We start from the raw sequence: 18,513 nt of genomic DNA on the forward strand, positions 1-18,513 counted from the left end.
CGTTGGAACGGCGGTTTGAGGTTGGATTCGATGCGGCATTTCTGGTTCGAAACGGCGTTGTTGCAAGGGGCCTGGGCCGACAGGGTCCGCATGTCCGTCGAGGGCGGACGCATCGACGAGATCGTGGCCGGCGCCGATCCGGAGCCGGGCGACGAGCGGTACGGCATCGCGCTTCCGGGCGTGGCGAATCTCCATAGTCATGCCTTTCAGCGCGGCATGGCGGGGATGGCCGAGCATCGCGGTTCGAGCGCCGACAGTTTCTGGACCTGGCGCGACATCATGTACCGATTCGCCAACACGATCGGCCCCGACGAGATCGAGGCGATCGCCGCGCTCGCTTATGTCGAGATGTTGGAGGCGGGGTTCGTCCAGGTCGGCGAGTTCCACTATGTCCATCACGACCGGGGCGGCACCCCGTTCGCCGATCGGGCGGAGATGGGTGGGCGTCTGGCGGCGGCGGCAGCGGAGACCGGGATCGGGCTGACGCTGCTGCCGGTGCTGTATGCTGCTTCCGGGTTCGGCGGCACGCCTCCCAAGCCGGAGCAGCGACGCTTTGTGAACGACGCCGACGGCTATGCGCGGCTGGTCGAGGCATCGCGGCGCGCGGTGGCGCCGATCGGTGGGATCGTCGGCGTCGCGCCGCACAGCCTGCGCGCGGCACCGCCCGAATTGCTGGCGGCGGCGGTTGCGATCGGCGCCGACGGGCCGATCCATATCCATATCGCCGAGCAGACCGGCGAGGTGGACGATTGTCTGGCCTTTACCGCGCAACGGCCCGTCGAATGGCTGCTAGCGCATGCACCGGTCGATGCGCGCTGGTGCCTGGTGCACGCCACCCACGTCACGTCCGAGGAGCTGAGCGGCATCGCGCGCAGCGGCGCGGTGGCGGGGCTCTGCCCGATCACCGAGGCGAACCTGGGCGACGGGATATTTCCGGCGCGCGCCTTCCTCGAGGCCGGCGGGCGGTTCGGCGTGGGATCGGATTCGAACGTGCTGATCGATCTTGCGCAGGAACTGCGCAGCCTCGAATATTCGCAGCGGCTGGCCGAGCGCGGGCGCAACCTGCTGTCGACCGACGATTGCCCGTCGACCGGGCGCCTGCTGTTCGATCGGGCAGCACGCGGCGGCGCGCAGGCGCTGGGCGTGGACGGGCTGGGCCTGGCGCCGGGCGGGCGTGCGGATTTCTTCACGCTCGACGCTTCTCATCCAACGCTGGCTGGACGCTCGGACGACGCGATCCTCGATGCGTTCCTGTTCGCCGACAGCCGCGGGATGATCGACGGGGTGTGGCGCGGCGGGCGGCAATGGGTGCGGGGCGGGCGGCACATCGCGCGCGATGCGGTGACGCGCCGCTATGGTTCGGCGCTGCGCAGCCTGACCGAGAACGCTTGACCTATGTTGCCGGCTGCTTTCCACTACATGTCGACCATCGGTTCGGGGGCTAGATGATATTGCGATTTCGCACGGGCTTGGATGACGATCGGATTCGCCGATGATCAAGCCTAGACGCCCCGAGGTCGAGACCGGGCCGCTCTACCAGAGAATACGCGTCGCGATCGAAAGCCAGATCATGTCGGGGGTGCTCCGGCCGGGCGATCGCATCCCGTTCGAGCATGAGCTGATGGAGCGCTATGGTTGTTCGCGGATGACCGTGAACAAGGCGCTGTCGGCGCTCGCCGCCGCGGGGCTCATCTCGCGCCAGCGGCGGCGTGGCTCGTTCGTCACCCGCCCGCGCATCCATATGGCGGCGCTGGAGATCCCCGATATCCGCGAGGAGATCGAGAAGCGCGGCCATGTCTATCGGCTCGAGCTGATCGGCCAGGCGGTGCTCGGCGCCGACACGGCCGGCGGCGCGACGATGAAGATCCCGCACCACGGCAAGCTCCTGTCGCTGCACTGCCTCCACCTGGCCGACGGCAAGCCCTATGCGACCGAGGACCGCCTGATAAACCTGAGCGCAGTGCCGTCAGCCGCCGATGCCGATTTCTCGGAGACGCCGCCGGGAAGCTGGCTGCTCGCGCATGTGCCCTGGACCGAGGCCGAACACCGCATCACCGCGGCGGCGGCGGGCGAGCAGGCGGCCCTGCTCAAGGTGCGGCAGGACAAGCCCTGCCTGGTGCTTGAGCGCTGGACGTGGCGCGAGAAGGAATCGATCACCTATGTCCGCATGGTTTTCCACGGCGACAATTTCGACCTGACCGCGCGCTTCGTCTCGCAGACCCGGACCGATGGGGATGTTTTCGGCGAGTGATCGGCGGCGTGGCCGCTTTCGCCTACAGGTTGAGGCGGCAGCGTATGGGACCAAGCACGACGACCAAGCGGCTTATTGCACGACGTCAAAAAAACGCACGATCCGCGAAGCTTGATAGGCAATGACGAGCAACAGGACCAGGATCTGGACGCGTTCCCGCGGGCTGAGGAAGCCGAGAAGGCAAACCAGCGCAAGGCCGGCCTGAGCAATCGGATACTCGATTCCGAGCGATGCGAAATAGGTCGAACCCTTCGCCCAGGTGTCGAGAAGATCGATTGCCAGCCATGCGATCAGCATGCCGAAGAACCACCGCCGGCGTGCGATGAAATACTCTTTGTAGCCCCGGAATGCCGCAACATCGCTGGGAAAGAGCACTGCGCAAATCAGATAAACGAGGAAGGCATAACCCAGGACGAAGGCGTAAAGCTGAAACGACCAGCTCACGATCAGGCGCAGGCGGAACTCCCACCACCACCAAAATACCGCGTTGACGAACATATAGCCGACCCAGCCAAGGTGGACCCACCACACGCGCACCCGATCGGGTTGTTCGATGATTCTCGCGACGCCTTGCATCAGGTGCGTAAGCGCAAGCCCGATCACGACACCGGTCAGAACGACGACATATTCGAACATGCCCATGAAGTGCCCCCTCCACGCCGCTGCTGGCGAATAGCGATAGTTCCGCTCGCGACCAACCTCGTGGCGTTTATGGGCCGGAAGCGATCTCGGCAACAGCGCGCCATTGCCGCCGTTCAAAGGTCGGAGGGTGAACGACCGCTAAGCGCCCAAACCGAGCCGTTCATGATGCGTCGGCCGTCATGCGGGCTGAAAGGCGTCACTGCCTGTCGAACACCAGTAGCTGTGAGAACCTCTGACCTTTTCTGGTCGTGCCCTCGTCCGTGATGATCAGGACTTTTCCATCCGGCGAGACCGTTCGCATGGCAACGCCCACCGTTTTGCCGTCCCTCTTTTCCTCTGATCTCACCGTCCGTGCATCAATGCGCACGGCGTTCAGCGTGTCGTAGCTTGCCGAGCCGAGCATCGGATAATCGCGCCCGTCATACGCATAGGTGTAGCTGACCTGCATCTTCTCGCCTTTGGCATCAACGCCCGTCCAGGTGACCGCAACCCCTTCCGGAATGGCCTGGTATACCCGGATCTGGCTCTGCCACCCCGGACCGGGGGTGAATTGCGACTTGGCCACATTCAGCCGCCAGGTCCCCAGGACCGGATCGTCGGAAGGCGTCGCATGCGCCACGGACAGCGCCAGCCCGACAATACATCCGAAAATGAGCGCCAGAAGGCGTAGGCTCACGGTGTGTCTCCTGCACGAAGCCAGCAACTTGATTGCAAGGCGACGATAGCAGCGGTTGGCCGGCGCGAACACACCCCGGACGTAAGACCGCAACGGATGCGCAGGAATCTTGGAGCTGCGGCAATTACGCGCAATGCAGCGACCAATGTCTGTTTTATTGGCTCTTGATCGGAAAAGCGGACAAGCAGCTTCCGCCCAACAGATGCCATTCGGCGGCGCAGGCCGAACGCCTGCTAACCACCAATCTCGATCATTAGAAGGAATGGATGCTTCCCGCGGGATTCCGGTGCGGGAAGCATCCATCCCACCTCCCTGCAGCGGACAGGGAGGGCAAGGCGATCAGGGCGTCGGCACGTCCTTGCGGGCGATGGCGAGCGGATCGGGCTCGCCCGCGAAGGCGGCGCGCAGGAAGCCGAACATGCGGCGGCGCAGGTCGATGCCGTGCCACGGCTCCATGCTGACCAGCGAGCGGAAGCTGCCGCCGGTCTCGCCATGGCCCTCGCGCGGATAGACGATCAGCGCGACCGGTGCGCCATATTGCTTGAGCGCGCGCCACATTTCGAGCGACTGGCCGAGCGGATCGGTGACGTCCTCCTCGCCCTGGAGCAACAGGAACGGCGTCTTGGCGTGCATCACCGTCGAGATCGGGCTCTGGCGCCAGACATCGGCGAAATGGTCCCAGGGCCGGCCATAATACCAGCGATCGTAGAAGGTGCCGCGCTCGGTGCCGTACTCGCTGAACTGGTTGATGACGGGCGCGCCCGAGACGATCGCCTTGAAGCGATCGGTCTTGCCGACGACGAAGCCGGCCATCTCGCCGCCGTACGAATAGCCGATCAGCGCCATCTTGGACTCGTCGATCGGATAGTTCTTCAGCAGCATGTCGACGCCCGCCATGACGTCGCGATAATCGGCGCCGCCCAGGTCGTTCTTGTTGGCGCCGAGGAACTTGGCGCCATAGCCGGTCGAGCCACGGATATTGGGCTGCATCACCGCCCAGCCTTCGGCGACGAGCATCTGGATCGCGGCGGAATAATCGTCCTGGAAGCGCCCGGCGGGGCCGCCATGGATGCTCATCACCAGCGGGATCTTGGTACCCGGGGCGATGTTCGGCGGCAGATAGAGCATGCCCTCGATCGTCAGCCCCTCATTCTGCCAGGTGACGAGCTTGGACGGCACCTTGGCCCAGGTCGACGGCATCAATGCGGGCGCTTCGAGCGTGACCGGCTTGGCGCCCCATTTGGAGGCGAGGAACACCGTGCTCGGATCGGTCGGGCCGGTGCCGATGAACGCCCAGGCCGAGAGCTTGCCGTTGGTGGAAACCGGGCTCGCGACGGGCAGGCCGAAATCGTGCCAGGTGACTGCGCCGGTCGTCGTCGACAGGGTCGCGAGGCGGGAGCGCATATGCGTCGAGATCGTCAGCGCGAGATCGCCGTTCGGCAACACCGTGTAGTTTTCCGGGATGTCGCCGTCGAAGCCGGGGGTGAGGTTCTTCACCTGGCCGGTGGCGAGATCCTTGACGTAGAGGTCGTTGCAGCGCGGCGGCGCGTCCTCGAGGCACTGGTTGGTGAAGACCATCCGCTTGCGCCCGGGGAGGAACGCCACGCCGCCGGCGGTCTTGGGCAGATCGAGCTTCGTCGCGGCGAGCGTGTCCGGGTTGACCTGCCAGAAGCTGCTGTCCGGGCCGGTCAGGTCCGAGCGCGGATCGGTGGTCACGATCATGTCGACGCTGTCATAGGACCATTCCAGGTCGTTGAACTTGCCGTCGAGCTTGACCGGGCGCGTCGCCCCGCTGGCGATGTCGACCATGTAGAGGAAGGTGTGCGCCTCCGGCTCCTCATGATTGTAGCCGTCGTCCTTGCGCTCCTTGCGTGCCTTGATCGCGGGGTCCTCGGGATCGTCGCCCCACAGTGCCAGATATTTGCCGTCGGGCGAGAAGGCATAGCCGCCGGGCGCGACCAGATTGTCCTTCTTGAGCGCACCGCCCCAGCCGCCGGCGACTTCGCCCTTCTGGCTCTTGGTGATCTGGAACCGCTCGGGTTCGCCGCCCGATTGCGGCAAGCGGAACAGCGAGCGCGCGCCGTCGCGCGTGGCGAGGAACAATATCGATTTGCCGTCCGGCGAGAATTGCGCGCTGGTCTCGCCGCCGCGGTCGCCGGAGCGCGTGAAGGTGAGCTGGCGCGGCTTGGCGTCCGGGCCGAGCAGCCAGAGATGCGGCAGGCCGCCCTCCGCCGTGGTGTCGGTGATCCCGGCGAGCACCGATTTGCCATCGGGCGAGACCGCCAGGCCGCGCATCGCGCGCACCTTGGTGCGGATCTCATCGTTCATCGGGAAGCCCGCCAGCACGGCGGGGGAGGGGCTGGTCGCGCTTTGCGATGCGGCTGGGGCGGCGGTTTGCGCGGCTGCCGGCGAGGCGATCGCGGCGCCGGCCAGCAACAAGCACGCCCATGCGTGCCGCGCGGCGAATCGGCTGGTCGTCTTGTGATTCAGGATCATCGTTGCGCTCCCCTCGTGCCCGGAGCGTCCCGCCCCGCAGCGTTTAATCTCCTATGGCCGCGGTTAAATGTCTATACAAAAAAATGGTGCGACGCCGCATTCTTGGCTTTCGGAGGGCAAGATTGTTGCTGATTTGCCGCATTTGACAATCTTTTTCAGCGTCTTGTGTCCCACGGGATGAAATATCTTGCCACATCGCGCAAATTCAATGTTGCAACGCGGTGAAACGCGAGTTACGAATTGTCTATACAAATAAGAACCCCACGGGTCGCAAACAGGCGCGGGGACCGGACGCAGGCAGGGAGTGGAAACAAAACAGGGGATAAGCGATGAAGACCCGATTGATCTCGGCAAGCGTTCTCACTCTGGCGTTGCTGATGCCGTCCGTAAGCTGGGCGCAGACAGCTTCCCCGGAATCCCAGGCGCCGCAATCCGACGGTTCGCTGGTCACCGACACGCCGAGCGCGGGCGAAGTCCAGGACGGCGGCGAGATCGTCATCACCGGTTCGCGCATCAAGCGCGCCGAGTTCGACTCGCTCGAGCCGGTCACGGTGGTCTCGAACGAATATCTCAACGCCCGCGGCCTCACCAACGTCGCCGACGCGCTCAACGAGCAGCCCGGCTTCGGCGTCCCGCAAAATGCCGAAGGCGGCCAGAGCAGCTACGGCGTCAGCCAGAATTTCGTGAACAAGTTCGGCCTAGGCACCGCGCGCACGCTGACCCTGGTCAACGGCCGCCGCTTCGTCTCGACCAACGCGCCGACCGTACTCGGCAACCCCGCCGGTCTCCAGGTCGATCTCAACGTGATCAACCCGCTGATGATCGAGCGGATCGAGAATGTCGCGATCGGCGGCGCGCCGATCTACGGCTCGGACGCGATCGCCGGCACGATCAACGTGATCCTGAAGCAGGACTATGAGGGCGTCGAGCTCCAGGGCCTGAGCGGCATCAGCGATCGCGGCGACAATTTCCGCGCCAATCTCTCGGGCATCGCCGGCTTCAAGTTCGGACCCGAGGGCCGGGGCCATGTGATGATCGGCGGCTCCTGGGACCGGAGCGACGGCCTGCGCGCGGTCGACCGCGCTCGCGCCGCCGCCGGGCTGACCTTCCAGACCAACCCGACCGCCGGCTCGGCCCAGACGCGCATCCCCGGCCGCACGCCGGGGACCGACGGACGCATCAACACCGGGGTTCCGTACAATGGCGGGTCCAGCGACGGCATCCCCAACACGGTGCTGATCGGCAACACGCGCATCTTCACCGAATCCACCTGGGGCCTGATCCTGCCCTACATCCCGGCGAACGGATCGACCCCCGCCAATTTCCAGACCTATAATCCCACCGACGGCAGCACCGCGGGCTTCGGCGCGGGCGGCCTCAACCGGATCCAGTTCGATCCGAGCGGCAATATCGTGCCGTTCAATCCCGGCATGCCGTTCGGCAACACCTATGGCAGCGGCGGCGACGGCTTCAACCTGGCGGACACGCGCCCGCTCACCAACGATCTCGAGCGCTACACCGCCAATCTGAACGCCGATTACGAGATCACCTCCGACATCAAGGCGTTCTTCGAGGGCACCTATTATCACGGCATCGGCCGCGAGGTGATCGACCAGCCGGTGTACAACTCACCGCTCTTCCCCGGCGGCGTGAACAGCGCCTTGCTGTTCAACATCAACGATCCCCGGCTCAACGCCCAGGCCAAGAGCGTGCTCGCGGGCTATGGCGTCAACAATTTCTACCTCTCGCGCGATTTCGTCGACATCACCAACGGCGCGGCGTCGTCCGAGACCGATGTCTATCGCGGCGTGGCGGGGCTGACCGGCGACTTCCACGCGTTCGGCAAGACCTTCACCTTCGAGGCCTCGGCCAATTACGGCCGCACCGAGGGGTTCTTCCACCAGATCCTGCTCGATCAGCAAAAGTTCGTGAATGCGATCAACAACTGCAATCCCAACCCGATCGTCAACGCGGCGCCGGGCGGGGTCACGCCGGTCGCCGACAGCGCCTGCGTCGCGCTCGATCCGTTCGGTCCGGGCCGGCTCAGCCCGGGGGCGGTCGCCTATGTGAACTACAAGTCGACGGCCCGGTCGGTGATCGAGCAGGAGGTGTACAACATCAACTTCGGCTCGTCCGATCTGGTCACCTTGTGGTCGGGGCCGGTCGGCTTCAACATCGGCTTCGAGCATCGCCGCGAATATGGCCAGTTCACCCCCGATCCCTTCCAGGTGGCAGGGCGCGGACGCGGCGCCGCGATCGCGGGCAACCAGGGCGGCTTCCATACCAACGAGGTCTTCGGCGAAGTTCTGATTCCGCTGATTTCGCCGGACAATCATGTGCCGCTGATCGACAGCCTGACCGTCGAGGGCCGGGGCCGCTACGTCGACAATTCGGTCAATGGCGGGTTCTGGACCTACACCTATGGCGGCCGCTACCGCCCGATCAAGGACATCGAGTTCCGCGGCAACTTCACCCGCTCGCTCCGCGCGCCGTCGATCGTCGAATTGTTCACGCCGCAGACCAATGCCGGGTCGTTCTTCCCCGATCCGTGCGACATCGCCAATATCGGCAGCGGTTCGAACCCGAGCGTCCGGCAGCGCAACTGCGACGCCTTCTACAAGGCCTATGGCGTCGATCCTAAGACCTTCAGCTCGCTGGCGCGCACCTCGGCGGTACCCGGACGGACCGGCGGCAACCCGAACCTGCAGAACGAGGTCGCGGACAGCTACACGTTCGGCGTGGTGCTGCGGCCGCGCTTCATCCCGCGCTTCCAGGCGGCGGTCGACTGGAACCGGATCAAGGTGACCGGCAACATCGCCTCGCTGACCGCGGCGAACATCGCCGAGGGCTGTTACGACAATCCGGATTTCGATCTGAGCAATCCGGATGCGGGCAACAGCTTCTGCAGCCAGTTCACCCGCGTCCATAGCAGCGATCCGAACGTCAACGGCCAGATCGCCAGCGATCCCGCCAATCCCGGCATTCGTACCGGCTTCGTCAATGGCGACTTCATCGAGTTCAAGGGGCTGACCGCGCAGGTCGACTATATGCTCCCGCTCGACGGCATCGGTGTGGGCGGGCGGCTCAATTTCAGCGGGTCTTTCTTCTACCTCGACACGCTGCGCTCATCGAACAACGGCGTGACGGTCGATCCGATGGCCGGCGAGATCGGGACGCCCAAATATAGCGGCCAGGCAAACCTCGCCTTCAGCAGCGACGGTGGCTTCGGGATGACCGTCCAGGCCAACTATACCGGCAAGGCGAAGTACGACATCCTGTTCAACGCCGACAGCCGCGACATATTGGAGCTGGACAGCCAGTGGCTGTTCAACCTGGGCCTGTCGCAGCGGATCCTCGACAAGGCGACGATGCGCCTCACCGTCACCAACCTGTTCGATACGCCGCCGCCATTCCCGTATGACGCGGTATCGGCCTACGATCTGCTGGGACGCCGCTATACGGTGTCGCTCAACTACAAGTTCTGAATGCTTTGGTCCCGGCGGACGATCGTCCGCCGGGATATTAGTAAAGCCCGCCCAGAGCCCGGACCGTGTCGGTCGCGATGCCGAGCTGGCGCGAGCGCGTGTCGAGCAATGCGCGTTCGGCATCGAGCGCGGCGGTCTGCGCGATCGTCACTTCCAGATAGTCCGCCGCGCCGTCGCGGTAGCGGGTGAGTGCCAGGTCGCGCGTCTTCTCCGCGGCGGCGACGGCATCGCGCTGGTTGCGCTCCTGGTCGATCAGGTGACGCCCGGCGGCGAGATCGTCCTCGACTTCGCGGAACGCGGTGAGCACCGTCTCGCGATAGTTGGCGGCCGCCTCGTCATATTGGGCGCGCGAGATGCGGACATTGGCGCGGCGCGCGCCGCCGTCGAAGATCGCCAACGCGGCCGAGAGCGGCCCCAGCGCCCAGAAGCTGTTGGCGGTGCTCAGCAGCTTGCCGCTCGAAGCCTCGAACCCGCCCGCAGCGCCGAGCGTGATGCTCGGGAACAAGGCCGCCCTGGCGACGCCGATCTGAGAATTCGCCGCAGCGACGCGGCGCTCGGCGGCGGCGATGTCGGGACGGCGCTCGAGCAGGGTCGAGGGCAAGGCCGCGGGGATCGCCGGCGGGGCGATCTGCGTGTCGGCGACGGGAATCGAGAAGGTCGAGGGGGTCTCGCCGATCAGCACGGCAATGGCATGCTCGTCGCGCGCGCGATCGGCGGCGACGGAGTCGAGCTCGGCCTTGGCGCTGGAAAGCTGGCTCTGCGCGCGGCTGACGTCGATGCCCGATGCGATGCCGCCCGAATGGCGGGTATCGGTCAGGTCATAGGCGCGCTGAAAGGCCTCCACCGTCTGGCGAAGCAGCATGATTCGCGCGTCGAGCCCGCGCATGTCGAAATAGGCGGCGGCGAGCTGGGCCTGGAGGCCGAGCCGCACGCCGGCGAGATCGGATTCGCTCGCCTGGGCATTGGCTTGGCTGGCCTTCACCGAATTGCGGACGCGGCCGAACAGGTCGAGCTCGTAGCTGAGCGACGCGCCGATCTGGCTGTTGGTGTAGGTCGCAGCGCTTCCCGGCGAGAGCGGGCGCCCGGCCGAGACGCGGTCGCGCTGCGTGCTCCCGCCGATATCGACTTCGGGCAGCAGGTCCGCGCGGGTGCGGCGGACGAGCGCGGCCGCCTGCTCATAGCGCGCGGCGGCGGCGGCAAGGCTGGGGCTGCCCGCCTCGATTCGCTCCTCGAGCCCGCTCAGTGTGGAGTCGCCGAATATCTCCCACCATTTGCCGGCGGCAGGAACGTTGGTTCCCGCGGTCTGCCACGGCCCGCCTTCCTTATAGGCGGGTGCGGTCGTTACCTCGGGCCGGTGATAGTCGGGCGCCATCGAGCAGCCCGCCAGCGCCAGCGCGGTCGAGGCGATCAGGGCAAGCTTATTTGCCCGCATTGGGGAGCACCTTCACCGCGTCGCCGGTCTGGAGCGAGTCAGGCGGGTTGTCGATCACGCGGTCGTTCGCCGAGAGGCCGGCGGTGATCTCGACCACCTTGCCCTGATCGTTGCCGATCGTGACGGTGCGCAGCAGCGCCTTGCCGTCGGGCCCGATCACCGCGACCTGGGTACCCTTAGTGCCGATGACCAATGCGCTCGGCGGCAGAGTCACGGTGCTGCCCGCGCCGTGGAGCGGGAAGCTCGCCTGGGCATAGGAGCCGGGCTTGAGCGCGCGGTCGCCATTAGGTGCCTGGAGCTCGACGAGCACGGTACCCGAACCCGGATCGACCGCGCCCGCGGTGCGTGTCAGCGTCGCGGTGAAAGTCCGGCCGGCATATTCGGGAAGTGCGAGGCTCACTTCCATGCCCGGATGGATCTGGCCGGAATAGGCCTGGGGCACCTTCACATAGGCCCGGATGCGGCTGACATCGGAAACGGTGAACAGCGGCGTCGAGCTGGCATTGCCGGAGACAACCAGCGCGCCGATTTCGGTCGAGCGGCTGGTGACGACGCCGTCGAACGGGGCCACGAGCCGGGTGAAGCCGGTCAGTGCCTGGAGCCGCGCGACATTGGCGCGCGCGGCGTTGGTGACGGCGGACTTGGCGGCGAGATCGCCCTGCTTCTCGTCGGTCTCCTGCTTCGACACCGCGTCCTTGGCGAGCATGGTGCTCCAGCGCGTCGCGGTGGTCTCGGCGAGCGCCTGGTTGGCGCGCGCGGTCTGCAGGTCGGCGCGCGCGGCGGCGAGCTGCTGGTCGACATCGGGCGCATCGAGGATCGCGAGCACCTGCCCGCGCCGCACCGGATCGCCGAGATCGACCAACCAGCGCCGGACATAGCCGGTGGTGCGCGCATAGATCGGCGCGCTGTTGAGCGCCTGGAGATTGGCGGGCAGGCGCAACGCGTCGCTCGCCGCAGCGGGAGTGGCGTGGATCACGGTGACGTTCGGGACGGCCTGTTCGGCGGTCCACGAAGCCAGGCGCTGCTCTGAACCGGCGCGTGTGGCGATCCCGGCTGCGACGACGCCGATCGCGACGACCGCGGCGATGCCGCCGCCGATTTTGAGCCGGCTGTTGCCGTTCTCAGGCATGTGCTTCCTCCAATGGGATGGGCCGGTCCGCGCCGGCCGTGCCGGCCTTGCGCTTGTGGACGAGGCTAAAGATGACGGGGACGAACATCAGGGTGGCGAAGGTGGCGACGATCAGCCCGCCGATCACGGCGCGGCCGAGCGGGGCGTTCTGTTCGCCGCCCTCGCCGAAGCCCAATGCCATGGGCAGCATGCCGATGATCATCGCGAGCGCGGTCATCAGCACCGGGCGGAAGCGGACCAGGCCCGCCTCCAGCGCCGCCGCGGTGGAGTCGCCGAGCTCGGCGAGCCGCTCGCGGGCGAAGCTGACCACCAGGATCGAGTTGGCGGTCGCCACGCCCATGCACATGATCGCGCCGGTGAGCGCGGGCACCGACAGCGTCGTGCCGGTGGTGAACAGCATCCAGATGATGCCGGCCAGCGCGCCGGGCAGCGCCGTGATGATCACGAACGGATCGAGCCAGCTCTGGAAGTTCACGACGATCAGCAGATAGATCAGCACGATCGCGCCGATCAGGCCGAAGGCGAGGCCGGAAAAGGCGTTGTTCATCGTGGCATATTGGCCGCGCATCGTGACGGTGACGCCTTTGGGCGCCTCGGCCTTGAGCTGCTCGAGCACCTTGTTGATGTCGCCCGAGACCGCGCCCAGGTCACGTCCGTTCGGCGTCGCGAAGATATCGATCACTGGCGCGATATTGTAGTGCGAGACCACCGCCGAGGCATTGCTGCGCGTGATCGTGCCGATGCCGCCGAGTACCTGGTCTTCGCCACTGCCGGTGCCGGTCACGGGGATGTTGGACAGGTCGCTGATCGATCCGACGCGATATTCGGGGGTCTGTGCGACCACCGCATAGGACACGCCGTTATCGGGGTTGAGGTAGAAGACCGGGGCGGTCTGCGAGGTGCCGGCGAGCGAGCTGGCGACGCTGGTGGTCACGTCGCGCTCGGTCAGCCCGAGCTGGCCGATCCGGCTGCGATCGATGTTCACGTTGAGCTGCGGATAACGCGACGATTGCTGGATGCGCGCATCGGCGACGCCGGGGATCGCAGTGATCCGCCGCAGGATTTTCCGCGCATAAACGGCGTTGGCATCGGAATCGCGGCCTGCGACCTGGATGTCGATCGGCGCGGGCGCGCCGAAGTTCAGGATCTGGCTGGTGATGTCGGCCGGCAGGAACGAGAAGGTCGACCCGGGGAACGCCTTGGGCAGTTCCTCGCGCAATTTTTCGACATAGCCGGCGGTCGGCGCGTGATCCTTGGAAAGCTGGATCAATATGTCGCCGTCCTGCGGGCCGATCGTGCCCGAATTGTTGTAGGTCGTGTTGATGGCGCTCACCGGCAGGCCGATATTGTCGACCACCGAAACCAGTTCGTTCGCCGGGATCACCTGGCGGATGCGCCGGGCGATCCGGTCGAATTGCGCCGACGTATCCTCGATGCGCGAGCCCACCGGCGCGCGGACATGGATCGCCATTGCGCCGGCATCCACCGACGGGAAAAAATTCTGGCCGAGATAAGGCACCAGGAAAAACGAAACCGCCACCGCCAGAATGAAGCTGAGGATGAACGGCCGCGGCACTGTCAGCGCCTTTTCGAGGAGCCCGCCATAGCCGGTGCGGATCCGCTCGAAGCGATGCTCGAAGCCGCGCTGAATACGGACGAGGGGATTGCGCGAACCGGGCTTGCCCGCCTCGTGCAGATGCCCCGGCGCGTGCGGCTTGAGCAGGTACATCGCCATCGTCGGCACCAAGGTGCGCGACAGGACGAACGACGCGATCATCGCGAACACCACGGCCAGCGCGAGCGGCACGAACAGGAAGCCCGCGACACCCGGCAGGAAGAACATCGGCACGAACACGATGCAGATGCAGAGCAGGGAGACGAAGGCTGGCGTCACGATCTGCTGCGCGCCGTCCAGGATCGCCTGGCGGACCGGCTTGCCCTGTTCGAGGTGCCAGTTGATGTTCTCGATCGTCACCGTCGCGTCGTCAACCAGGATGCCGACCGCGAGGCTGAGGCCGCCCAGCGTCATGATGTTGAGCGTGTTGCCGGTCGCCGACAGCGCAGTGATCGCGGCGAGGATGGCGAGCGGGATCGAGATCGCGATGATCACGGTCGAGCGCCACGAGCCGAGGAACAGGAGGATCATCAGCGAGGTGAGCGCTGCGGCGATCGCGCCTTCCTTGACCACGCCCTCGACCGCCGCCTTCACGAACAGCGACTGGTCCCCGATCGGCACGATCTTGAGCGCGGCGGGCACGTTCTCCTGGATCTTGGGCAGCGCGTCCTTGACGCCCTGGACGATCGCCAGCGTCGAGGTCGCGCCGTTCTTGAGGATCGTCATCAGCACCGAGCGCGCGCCGTCGACATGGACGACGTTGGTCTGCGGCGCCGATCCGTCGCGGACATGGGCCACGTCGCGCATATAGATGGTGGCGCCGTTGACGGTCTTCACCGGCAGCGCGTTCAGCTCGTCGATCGATCCCGGCGCGTTGTTGAGCTTGATGCTGTATTGGTACCCGCCGATCTTGGCGAAGCCGGCGGGGTTGATCTGGTTCTGCGCGGCGATAGCGTTGCCCACGTCCTGCGCAGACAGGCCCTTCGACTGGAGCGCCTGCGGATCGAGATCGATCTGAACCTGGCGCTGCTTGCCGCCGGAAGGATAGGGGACCGCGGCGCCCGGTATGGTGACGAGGCTGGTGCGGACCGTGTTCTGCGCGAGATCGAACAATTGGCCTTCGGACATGCCCCGGCCCGACAGCGCGAGCTGGATGATCGGCACGGTCGAGGCGTTGTAGTTGAGGATCAGCGGCGGTTGTGTTCCGGGGGGAAGCTGGCGCAGCGCCGTTTGCGAAATCGACGTGACCTGGGCGGTGGCGACGCGGATGTCTGCGCCCGGCTGGAAATAGATCTTCACCACGCCGATGCCGGGCATCGACTGGCTCTCGATATGATCGATGTCGTTGACCGTGGTGGTCAGCACGCGCTCGAACGGCGTGATGATCCGGCCCGACATCTCGTCGGGCGAGAGGCCGCTATACTGCCATGCGGTGGCGATCACCGGCACGCGGATATCGGGGAAGATGTCCACTGGCGTCCGGATCGCGGCGAGAATGCCGAGGATCAGGATCAAAATGGCCATGACGATGAAGGTAAGCGGACGCGCCAGCGCGGTCCGGACGATTCCGATCAAGGGCGGCGGCTCCGGTCAAGGCAGACGGTGGCGTAAGTGGGGAGGAGGGGCATCGGCAACAACTCCATACGAAGGTTTGTAGCGTCACTCCCCAGCTCGCTACCGCAGCAAAATTTCCCTTGCGCGCGGTCAATCATCCGCGTCCAATATTGTTTACGGCATGATTGATACGTATAACGTCTCAATCATGGAACTACGCCACCTTCGCTATTTCATCGGTGTTGCTGAGGAATTGCACTTCGCACGTGCAGCGACCCGCCTGGGCATCTCGCAGCCGCCGCTCAGCCAGCAGATCCATCAGCTCGAAGCCGAACTGGGGGTGAAGCTCTTCGACCGGACGAGTCGCAGCGTGAAGCTGACGAGCGCGGGCACCGCGTTCCTGCCGGAGGCGCGCGCGACGCTCGAGAAGGCGAGTCGCGCGGTCAATGTGGCGCATCGCGCGTCACGGGGCGAACTGGGTGAGCTCAACATCGGATTCAACGCATCGGCGCCGTTCGTGCCGACGATCGCTCGGTCGATCTACGCCTTTCGCCAGACCTGGCCCGACGTGAAGCTTAACCTCACCGAAGTCGGCGGACGCACGCAGGCAGCCGAGCTGGTCGATCATGCCCTGGACGTATGTTTCGTGCGGGGCAGCCGGCGGCCGGACCTGTGCGACGCTATCGAGGTGGCGCCGATCCTGCGCGAACGGCTGTTCGTGGCGCTTCGACCCGACCATCGGCTCGCCCGGCGCAACGAGCTGAATCTCAGCGATCTCGCCGGCGAACCGCTGCTGATCTACAAGCGCGAGCATTGCGCAGTCTTCACCGAGGAGCTGTTCGCGATGCTGCGCGGTGCGGGCGTCGAACCGATGGTGGCGCACGAGGTCCGCGAGATCTCGACATTGTTCGGGCTGGCCGCGGCCGGGATCGGCCTGTGCGTGATCGCGGAATCGATGTGTGCGCTGCAATCGGCGAAGCTGGTCTATCGCCCGCTGGCCGATCCTGAATCGACCACCGCGATATGGCTGGTCCATCTGCGCGAAGGCGCCAGCCTGCCGTGCCGCAATTTCCTGGAGATCATCGCGAAGGAAGCGGCGCTCGACTCGTAGCGTCACGCGGCCCATTCGGCGACATTGGCCTCGCCGCCGATCAGTGCCAGCCCGTGCGCGATCGAGGTGAGCTCGCCGCCGCTGGCGATCCGCGCCTCGCCGAACCGTTCTGCAAACATCGCGCGGATCGCGGGGATCAGCGATGAGCCGCCAGTGAGGAAGACGCGGTCGATCGCGGCCGCGTCCACACCGGCCTTGGCGAGCGCGGTGTCGATCGTCTGCGCGATCCGCGTCAGGTCTTCCGCGATCCAGGTCTCGAATTCGGTGCGGCTGACCCCCGCCTCGATCTCCAGCCCGGCGCCGCTGAAACGGAACCCGGCATGGTCCTCGCTCGACAAAGTGCGCTTGAGCTGGCCGACCGCATCGTAGAGCGGATAGCCGAGCTCGTTGTCGATCAGCGCGATCATCCGGCCGATCGCATCGGGCTCCACCGCGCTGCGTTGCAACCGGCCGAGCTCGTCCATCGTCCGCCGATTGCGCATCAGCGCGAGCCGCGACCAGTCGGCGAAATCGGCGAAATAGCTGCGCGGGATTTCCAGGATCTTGTCGAACGAGCGGTAAAGCCCGCCCTTGCCCAGCAGCGGCAAAATCAGCCGGTCGACGATGCGATAGTCGAACCGGTCGCCGGCGATACCGATGCCCGCCGATCCGAGCGGCACGCAGCGCCGCGCTGCGCCCGGCTCGGCGACGCGGACGATCGAGAAGTCGCTAGTGCCGCCGCCGAAATCGGCGACCAGGATCGTGGCGGGCTCGGTCAGGCGCGAGGCATAGCTGTAGGCGGCGCCCAGCGGCTCGTAGACATAATGGATCTGCGCGCCGAAGCCCTCGAACATCTTGTCATAGCGCTGGCGGGCGAGCGCCGGATCGGGGCGGGCGCCGGCATATTCCACCGGCCGCCCGACGACGATCTGCGCCGGCCGGTCATCCAGCCCGCCGCCGGCATGCGCCACCAGCCGCGCGAGGAAGATCTGGCCGAGTTGCTCGAACCGGTAGCGCTTCTCGAACACCGTCGCATGCTCGAATAATGGGCTCGCCGCGACACTTTTGAACGACTGGATGAAGCGGCTGTCGTGCGGCCATTCGAGATACTCGGCGATCGCCCAGGGTCCGGCCTCATGCGCCACGCCGCCGCGCACCGCCTCGTCGTGCCAGAAGCACAGCGCCGAGCGGAACACCGCGCCGGTGGCATGCTCGCCGACGAACGGCACCAGCTCGGACGCGCCGCCGCCGTCGGCGCGCGAGACGACGCTGTTGGTCGTGCCGAAATCGAGCCCGAGGGCCGGGCCCGCACCGCTGTGCATGAGGATCTCCGATGGTCTGGGCCCCGCCCGGCGACGGGGCGGCGCCTGTGGCACGGGGTCGCCCGAAGCGCAACTCGGAGCCTTGCAATGTAGGATTTCAGGGGCGATCCAGGGGCCCGCTTTTTCGCATCGTTGGGGTCTCGAAAACACATTTTCCGGGGAGGAAGGTTTTTAGACATAGCAGGTGTCAACCGTGTCAACTTTGCGCGTGCCCGAAATTCGCAAAACCCGCGCGTTTCTGTCGTTTTTTATTTCTCGCAGGTCATTTCAGTTTGAGCGGGAGCCCGGCGGCCATGAAGACGGCTTCGTCGACCGAGGCGGCGACGATTTGGTTGATCTCGCCCGCCACGTCGCGGAAGCGGCGGGCAAGGGCGTTGTCGGGCACGATCCCGAGGCCGACTTCGTTGGCGACGAGGATGACCGGTCCGGTCGCACTCCGGATCGCCTTTGCGAGGTCAAGAGCGTGTTCGCGATGGTCGCGTTCGGCGAACATCAGGTTGGACGCCCAGAGCGTCAGGCAATCGACCAGCAGCACGCGATCCGGTCCGGCTTCCGCTCGGATGACGGCGGCAATGTCGATCCATGCCTCGATCGTCCGCCAGCGTTCGCCGCGATCGGCGCGGTGGCGGGCGATGCGCGCCGCCATCTCGTCGTCCAGCGCCTGTGCGGTGGCCACGAAAATCGCTTCGCCGGGTAGCGCCTCGGCGCGTTGCTGCGCATAGCGGCTCTTGCCGGATCGGGCGCCGCCGAGAACCAACAGGCTGGAGTGCGAACCGGATTGCATCGCGCCGCCCTAACAGACGGACGGGGTGGGATGCGAG

Annotated in this window: 12 protein-coding genes; 4 read left to right on the forward strand and 8 right to left on the reverse strand. The window is 65.9% G+C overall.

Translation table 11 applies throughout. The features are described 5' to 3' along the window. The first annotated feature begins 30 nt into the window (after positions 1 to 30). Together IAG41_RS02890 and hutC are read left to right on the forward strand one after the other, a co-directional pair. Positions 31 to 1,392 carry a formimidoylglutamate deiminase gene (locus IAG41_RS02890; RefSeq protein WP_187727846.1) on the forward strand — a complete coding sequence of 454 codons (1,362 nt, stop codon included), beginning with the start codon at positions 31 to 33 and terminating at the stop codon, positions 1,390 to 1,392. A 100-nt stretch (positions 1,393 to 1,492) separates the two neighbouring features. Further along, a complete protein-coding gene (gene hutC / locus IAG41_RS02895) occupies positions 1,493 to 2,251 on the forward strand; it encodes a histidine utilization repressor (RefSeq protein WP_187727060.1) in 759 nt (252 codons plus the stop codon). Between the two features lie 72 nt (positions 2,252 to 2,323). Here hutC and IAG41_RS02900 read toward each other — a convergent pair whose 3' ends face one another. The 3 genes from IAG41_RS02900 to IAG41_RS02910 all read right to left on the reverse strand — a co-directional run bounded on the left by IAG41_RS02900 (position 2,324) and on the right by IAG41_RS02910 (position 6,065). Further along, positions 2,324 to 2,893 carry a hypothetical protein gene (locus tag IAG41_RS02900; protein ID WP_187727061.1) on the reverse strand — a complete coding sequence of 190 codons (570 nt, stop codon included), beginning with the start codon at positions 2,891 to 2,893 and terminating at the stop codon, positions 2,324 to 2,326. Between the two features lie 196 nt (positions 2,894 to 3,089). Continuing rightward, positions 3,090 to 3,569 (reverse strand): hypothetical protein, encoded by a 480-nt coding sequence (locus IAG41_RS02905; protein ID WP_187727062.1) that lies wholly within the window; start codon positions 3,567 to 3,569, stop codon positions 3,090 to 3,092. A gap of 339 nt (positions 3,570 to 3,908) precedes the next feature. After that, positions 3,909 to 6,065, reverse strand: coding sequence for an alpha/beta hydrolase family protein (locus tag IAG41_RS02910; protein WP_187727063.1), 2,157 nt, complete (start codon positions 6,063 to 6,065; stop codon positions 3,909 to 3,911). Between the two features lie 329 nt (positions 6,066 to 6,394). Between IAG41_RS02910 and IAG41_RS02915 the strand changes: the two genes are divergently transcribed. After that, positions 6,395 to 9,550 carry a TonB-dependent receptor domain-containing protein gene (locus tag IAG41_RS02915; RefSeq protein WP_187727064.1) on the forward strand — a complete coding sequence of 1,052 codons (3,156 nt, stop codon included), beginning with the start codon at positions 6,395 to 6,397 and terminating at the stop codon, positions 9,548 to 9,550. Between the two features lie 37 nt (positions 9,551 to 9,587). Here the strand turns inward: IAG41_RS02915 and IAG41_RS02920 are convergent, their stop codons facing one another. From IAG41_RS02920 to IAG41_RS02930, 3 genes are read right to left on the reverse strand one after another with little or no spacing between them, the layout of a single operon-like run. Continuing rightward, positions 9,588 to 10,982: an efflux transporter outer membrane subunit gene (locus IAG41_RS02920; protein ID WP_187727065.1), complete on the reverse strand. Its 1,395-nt coding sequence runs from the start codon at positions 10,980 to 10,982 to the stop codon at positions 9,588 to 9,590. Further along, positions 10,969 to 12,111, reverse strand: coding sequence for an efflux RND transporter periplasmic adaptor subunit (locus IAG41_RS02925; protein ID WP_187727066.1), 1,143 nt, complete (start codon positions 12,109 to 12,111; stop codon positions 10,969 to 10,971). Before IAG41_RS02925 ends, IAG41_RS02920 begins: the two co-directional genes overlap by 14 nt. Beyond that, on the reverse strand, positions 12,104 to 15,301 hold the full coding sequence (locus tag IAG41_RS02930) for an efflux RND transporter permease subunit (protein WP_187727067.1): 3,198 nt from the start codon (positions 15,299 to 15,301) through the stop codon (positions 12,104 to 12,106). The genes IAG41_RS02925 and IAG41_RS02930 overlap by 8 nt, the downstream gene beginning before the upstream one ends. Before the next feature lie 187 nt (positions 15,302 to 15,488). On the opposite strand from IAG41_RS02930, the gene IAG41_RS02935 reads away from it, so the two are divergent. Further along, entirely contained in the window at positions 15,489 to 16,391 is a 903-nt protein-coding gene (locus tag IAG41_RS02935; protein WP_187727068.1) for a LysR family transcriptional regulator, read from the forward strand. 2 nt (positions 16,392 to 16,393) lie between these two features. On the opposite strand, the gene IAG41_RS02940 is transcribed toward IAG41_RS02935, so the two are convergent. Further along, positions 16,394 to 17,692: an Hsp70 family protein gene (locus tag IAG41_RS02940; RefSeq protein ID WP_187727069.1), complete on the reverse strand. Its 1,299-nt coding sequence runs from the start codon at positions 17,690 to 17,692 to the stop codon at positions 16,394 to 16,396. A gap of 262 nt (positions 17,693 to 17,954) precedes the next feature. Beyond that, positions 17,955 to 18,476, reverse strand: a complete 522-nt coding sequence (gene cobU, locus IAG41_RS02945; RefSeq protein ID WP_187727070.1) for a bifunctional adenosylcobinamide kinase/adenosylcobinamide-phosphate guanylyltransferase — start codon at positions 18,474 to 18,476, stop codon at positions 17,955 to 17,957. Positions 18,477 to 18,513: the final 37 nt, after the last annotated feature.

This window comes from Sphingomonas sp. JC676, from assembly GCF_014489075.1.
Lineage (GTDB): Bacteria > Pseudomonadota > Alphaproteobacteria > Sphingomonadales > Sphingomonadaceae > Sphingomonas.